Genomic DNA, 5,022 nt, shown 5'->3' on the forward strand with positions numbered 1-5,022 from the left:
GCGCTGCTCCGGCTTCAGCCACGGGCGCCAGTAGGGCGACCTCACGTTCCGCACGTTCGTGACCGGGTGCTGCGGCCCCTTGCTCGACGGCGAGGGGAAGCCCCAGCGCATCATCGCCAACGCGCGCTCGCCCTCGGCCAAGCGCACGATCGGCGCCATCTGGTCGGGGAAGATCGCCGGCAGCGGCGGCAGGTTGCCAGTCTCGTCGCGCTCGACCCCGAAGGCCTTGCGGATCGCGTCCTGGCCCTTGTCGAGGCTGTAGAGGTTGCACATGCGGGCACCGTGCGCCGGTCAGGTCCGCAAGGGCAAGCCAGTGCGCTCATCGCCGCCCTCGATGCCGATCGCGGCACGGCAGGTCCGGCCGTACTGGTTCGGCTGCAGTATCCCGATGCCCGCGGCGGCACCCAGAGCCTTTTGCAGGTGCAGCGGGCCGAGGCGCGGTCCGTCTGAGGTCGGAGAGCTATCGCAGAAGGGACTGGCCGATCCATGTGCGGCCGTTTTAAAGCTCGAACGCGCGGCCCTCGGCGATCCAACTCACAAGCGCGAGCGCGTCACCATCGTTGGGGGGCGTCGATAACGACGACGCTCGATCGGGCATCATCGAGGGATAGGACGGCTCGGTAGGACGACCGCCACGCTACGCCTTCACCGGTCTCTGAGCCCTCTAGATCGTTGGCCATGCCGTCCTCTTCGCTCAGGACGAAAGCAAAGGTAATTCGGCTCGGCGCTGAGTGGTTCGCGACGGCGCCGGCGAGGCCGCACGGTGCCCCCCTAGGCGGTGCTGCTCTGCCGGCGCTCGACTATCAGCCGGTCGCTTAGGGCAACCGGGCGGGACATAATTGATAGGTCATTGCCTTGGCTGTAGATACACGGCCGGATCGAAACTATGGCCGGCCTGATGCCTGGCACCACGGCGCTGAAGGTAGGGGCCAACGACGAGACCGGCGAGCTTAAGAGCGCAACGATCCTAGGTCAGTTCGGCAAGGTGCGGGACGAATTCGCCGAGAGCTTACAAGGCGGGCAAGGCTCAATCACGAGCACACAGATTATTGAACAAAAGCAACCTCGCGCACGTTTGGTCTTAGTATCAACGCGCCGGTATTGGCGCAGCGTGAGGAACATTTATGTTGATTAGAGCACTCGCACTCGCCGCCTCGTGCACTCTGGCTCTGTCCGGCGCTGCGTTCGCGCAAGCGACCGCCCCCTCCGGCACGACCGGAACTGGGATGGGGACCAGCAGCACCGGCGGTTCGGCCACGGGTCAGCCGAAGGAACTCGCTACTCCCGGTGGGGCGAATGCCGGCGGCGGCACGGGCTCTACGCCGATGACGGCCCCGGGAGCGAACGGGATGAGCACACGGACCGGTTCGCCGGGCGCTAGCTCGTCGGGCATGAGCACCCCATCGACGGGCGCCGCCGGAGCGCGCTGAGCATTCGTTGCAACCGCGTCGAGCTCGCTACGCTCTACGCCCCCTAGTTCGGTCCCGCCGCCCGGTTACGGGCTGGCGGGCGCCATCCGTCTCACTCCGCGATGATGGCGATGAGCGAGAAGGAACCGGCGAGCGCGAAGGTGCCAGCCACGAGGGATACGATCAGGAACATGGGAGAGGCCTCAGCCGTCGAACGGCGACGCTTCCTCAACCCGTAAGGTTGTACCCGGTTTCAGGCGGGGGACTGCTGAGAACGGCGATATCTGCCCATCCTTAATCGCCGCCGTCAGCCCCGGCGACGGCGCCGTCATCGTCGCTGAACAGCCAATCGAGCGCCCCGGCTCCGACTTCGCCGGCTGCATCCCTCTGCTGACTGCTCAAGCGCGGTTCGGGATGCTCCGCCCGCACGTCCGCGAACCACCGGCGCGCGAACTGATCGAGGGCTTCGTCGGTGAGGAGCGTTCTATCCTGAGGTGGCATCTCGAGGCTTCTTGGACGGCCGAACGGTTCGGCCCCGCCGCGATCTGCTCACGCGGCGGGGGAACCCCGGATCTCACCAACTAGACCGATACACAGTACATGGCCCGTGTGCAGGATGGCGGCGTTCGGTTAGGGTCTCATCACCGCGACGTGCGCCGCAGTGTGCCGGAACGGGGCGCTGAGCGGCCTTAGGCCTTCTCAGCGGCCTTCTTCCGCCCGCGAGCTTTCGGGGCGGCCTTGGCGGCCTTCGGCTTGCCCTTGGGGGAGTTGGGTGCCTCAGAGACCGTCTCGTCGGCCTCAGCGGTCTTAGGAGCTGCTTTGCGCCGTTGCTGGCCAAGGCCGAGGGAGCGCGCCAGCTCGGAACGCTGAGCGGAGTAGCTTGCGGCTGTCGACGGGTAGTCCGACGGTAGGCCGTAGCGCGCGCGGTAGGTCTCTATCGTAAGGCCGGCCTTGGTAACGTGGCGCTTGAGCGTCTTGTAGCGCTTCCCGTCGATAAAGGAGATCAGCGCGTCCGGCGTGATAGACTTGCGGACCTGTGCCGGCGTCGGTTTCTCAGGGCCTGCGGGCTCGGCGGGCGCTGCGTTAGCCAAGCCAGACATGGCCGCGTGTACGGAAGCAATCACACCAGGTAGCTCAGATACGGACACCCGGTTGTTCGACACGTAAGCCGCTACGAGGTCGGCAGCGAGTTCGATGAAATCGGTCGATTGAGTTTCGACTTGTTCGTCCAAGGTCGTCTCCTCCACAAAAGGAGGCTTACTGCTCTACACGCTCCGCCGGATCGTCAAGTGATAGCTTGGCGGAAAATACTGAAGCCGATAGGATGTCCTCATAAAACCGCGAGAACACCCCAAAGCACGTTCACGCAGGAACTTGGCGTGACGGTCTCTGTTCCGGTCCTACGGTATGATGCCGTAGAAGGCCCTTCTCCATGAACAAGCTCATCCTCGGCGCGCCCCTGACACTCGGCCCCCTGCTCGGCGCCAACACGGCCAGCATAGCAGCGCTAGACGGTCTCGACCCCAACGCTTCGGCGACCGGGAACAGCCAGACGCATCTCGTCTGATGCCATCGCTACCGCGGAGCGATGTGCAAGAGCCGGGGCCGCCCATAGGGACGCCCCGGATCAATTTCCCGAACCAATTTCGCAGATCATGCGTGTAGATCGTAGCAGGCCCGCGCGATATAACGTAAGCTGTGCCTTGATTTGGCACGAAGATTGAAGGATCTCACGCGAGAGGGGAACTCGAAGGACAACCTAAGTGACTGAAAAAAACCCGGGTCAGAACCCCGAAACGCTCGCACTGGCCAGCGAAATCGTAGCCGCCTACGTCGCGAACAACTCCATCCCCGTTTCTGAGCTTCCGAATTTCATCGGCAGCGTTCATAAGGCTCTGTTGACCCTCTACAGCGGCACCGGGGCTGCGGGCACCAGCGCTCCTGCTGAGAGCGTCGAGCAGCCGACCGCGGCACAGATCAAAAAATCCATCACGCCGGACGCCCTCATCAGCTTCATTGACGGCAAGCGGTACAAGACGCTCAAGCGTCATCTCAGCGGACACGGTCTCGACCCACATAGCTACAGGGTGAAGTTCGGTCTGCCGTCGGACTACCCGATGGTCACTGCGAGCTACTCGGAAGCCCGCTCTCAGCTTGCGAGGGACATCGGCTTGGGCCGGCCTGGTCGCGCGACTGCCTGAGCAGTGTAGCTCGGTGTCGCCTCGATCGGTTAACCGACGAGGCGACCTTCACAGCCCAATGCCGCGCGCCGATATGATCCGTTGCGTGGCATTGACCAGCATCTCGTCCAAGAACGGCTCCGGCATGAAGCGCGCCCCCATCGGCAACTGATCCTCAGCCGGTGTTGCAAGGCCAGATGATCGGCCCCCACGAGGTGGTCCAAGGGTAAAGTTAGTGCACGGTGGGCCACGAGTAACTTGGCCAGCGGAGCTGGTCGGGCGAGCGCAGCCGGCCAAGCGGAGAAGGCTGGCACGAACACCTCCGGGGCCGGCAGCTGGTATCTCAGCGATGCATGCGGGCGCACGCTGTTGTCGTAACGTCGCCAGCTTTCGATGACGACCTGCGCTTCTCTGAGTGTGTAGAAGATCTCGCCGTTCAGAAGTTCGTCGCGAAGCCGTGCATTGATGATTTCAGCGTAGCCATTCTCCCACGGTGAGACTGGCGTGATGTAGGCCGTCTTTGCTCCGACGCCGGTAGTCCAAGCTTGGACAGCCTTCGCAACGAACTCCGGGCCGTTATCCGAGCCGCAGAGGCGTTCCCGGCTTCACCCAGCCTCGAAGACCACAGCCTCGCCGAACAGCTCGACTGGTACATCAGCTATGTCGCTGAGGAGTGTGCCGCTGGCCGGATGAACTGAAGGCGGGCTGGTGCCGGCGCTCCCACAGCGATTTTCACCGATCGTCCTTCATGCCTCGGAACCGGCATCCGCGTCGAGGACTGGCAGGCGTGGGTCGCCGATGGCCTCGGCATCGTCACGAACGGCGTGCTCTGCGTCACCGGCCCGGAACTGACGGTGGACGAGTGGGCGGCGCGGCATGTCACAGGGCATTAAAGAAGGTGATACTCTCAAATTCGACAAGGCGCTCCTGCTGCATCTTGTTCGACAGCGTCGGTTTGGCGGTTATCGATTTTGCGCAGCTCGGTAGCAATGTCCTGCAGGCTGGTGTCGCCCTTGCGCAGCACTTGATCTGCTTCGGACAGACGGTCACGCTCGGCCGCGGTGACGTCGCGAGCGCTTAACACTACCACCGGCACCTCGGTACAGCCGGGCAAATCCCGGAGCCGGTCGAGGAACGAGAACCCGTCCATCACTGGCATGGTCAGGTCGCGCAGCACGAGGCGTGGCACGCCGTGCCGGACCTGGTCGAGCGCCTCGCAGCCGTTCCCAGCCTCGCGGACGCTCCAGCCGTTGCGCTCAAGCACCGTCCGGAGCCGGTGGCGCATATCGGCATCGTCGTCGACCACGAGCACGTCGCCGTCGGCCGCCCGGAACTGGTCAAGGATCGTCCGGAGGCGCGCCCAGTCCACCGGCTTCGGTACCGCCTCGATGGCTCCGAGCGAGGCGCTCAGCGCCGCGTCGGCAACGAAGCTG

General features: G+C 64.2%; 7 protein-coding genes and 1 pseudogene. 3 read left to right on the top strand and 5 right to left on the bottom strand.

Translation table 11 applies throughout. The annotated features are described in order from the left end of the window. Positions 1-273: SOS response-associated peptidase family protein (locus MKK60_RS18650; RefSeq protein ID WP_409567422.1), on the bottom strand; the 273-nt coding region annotated here is incomplete at its 3' end. A gap of 613 nt (positions 274-886) precedes the next feature. Here MKK60_RS18650 and MKK60_RS18655 point away from each other — a divergent pair. Further along, a complete protein-coding gene (locus tag MKK60_RS18655; RefSeq protein ID WP_243945463.1) occupies positions 887-1,135 on the top strand; it encodes a hypothetical protein in 249 nt (82 codons plus the stop codon). Between the two features lie 568 nt (positions 1,136-1,703). Here MKK60_RS18655 and MKK60_RS18660 read toward each other — a convergent pair. Together MKK60_RS18660 and MKK60_RS18665 are read right to left on the bottom strand one after the other, a co-directional pair. Further along, positions 1,704-1,910 (bottom strand): hypothetical protein, encoded by a 207-nt coding sequence (locus MKK60_RS18660; RefSeq protein ID WP_243945464.1) that lies wholly within the window; start codon positions 1,908-1,910, stop codon positions 1,704-1,706. Positions 1,911-2,098: 188 nt separating this feature from the next. Next, the gene (locus tag MKK60_RS18665) at positions 2,099-2,641 is read right to left on the bottom strand and encodes a MucR family transcriptional regulator (protein ID WP_243988130.1); all 543 of its coding nucleotides are present in this window, start codon (positions 2,639-2,641) and stop codon (positions 2,099-2,101) included. Between the two features lie 200 nt (positions 2,642-2,841). Here MKK60_RS18665 and MKK60_RS28505 point away from each other — a divergent pair, with 200 nt between their 5' ends. Next, a complete protein-coding gene (locus MKK60_RS28505) occupies positions 2,842-2,976 on the top strand; it encodes a hypothetical protein (protein WP_279604155.1) in 135 nt (44 codons plus the stop codon). A 196-nt stretch (positions 2,977-3,172) separates the two neighbouring features. Beyond that, positions 3,173-3,610, top strand: a complete 438-nt coding sequence (locus MKK60_RS18670; RefSeq protein ID WP_243988131.1) for a MucR family transcriptional regulator — start codon at positions 3,173-3,175, stop codon at positions 3,608-3,610. Between the two features lie 218 nt (positions 3,611-3,828). On the opposite strand, the pseudogene MKK60_RS18675 reads toward MKK60_RS18670, so the two are convergent. Both MKK60_RS18675 and MKK60_RS18680 read right to left on the bottom strand, forming a co-directional pair. Further along, positions 3,829-4,173: pseudogene (locus tag MKK60_RS18675) on the bottom strand (integrase core domain-containing protein); the annotation flags it as partial. Between the two features lie 323 nt (positions 4,174-4,496). Beyond that, on the bottom strand, positions 4,497-5,022 hold a 526-nt coding region (locus MKK60_RS18680), incomplete at its 5' end, for a response regulator (protein ID WP_243988132.1).

Origin of the sequence: Methylobacterium sp. J-092, assembly GCF_022829325.1 — a bacterium.
In the GTDB taxonomy this organism is placed as follows: domain Bacteria; phylum Pseudomonadota; class Alphaproteobacteria; order Rhizobiales; family Beijerinckiaceae; genus Methylobacterium.